Annotated in this window: 1 other RNA gene; it reads right to left on the bottom strand. The window is 55.8% G+C overall.

What is annotated here, in order from left to right:
* Positions 1-242, bottom strand: an RNA gene (gene rnpB, locus SB756_RS34295) — RNase P RNA component class A; the annotation flags it as partial.

Below are 242 nucleotides of genomic sequence, written 5' to 3'. Positions count from 1 at the left end.
ATAATCATTCGTCTAGGCCATAAATCGCTCTATGGCTCAAGCAACCTACCCGGTTCCAACGTGGGCCACGCCATAAGGAACCCTATTTGGTCTTGCTCCGAGTGGAGTTTACCTTGCAACCGACTATTACTAGCGGCCCGGTGCGCTCTTACCGCACCCTTTCACCCTTACCAACCGAAGTTGGCGGTCTTCTCTCTGCTGCACTTGTCGTGGGCTCACGCCCCCCAGCCGTTAGCTGGCAC

This window comes from Pseudomonas sp. SIMBA_068, from assembly GCF_046534705.1.
Lineage (GTDB): Bacteria > Pseudomonadota > Gammaproteobacteria > Pseudomonadales > Pseudomonadaceae > Aquipseudomonas > Aquipseudomonas putida.
The sequence above is the reverse complement of the archived record's forward strand: the minus strand, read 5'-3'. Positions and strand labels throughout refer to the sequence as shown.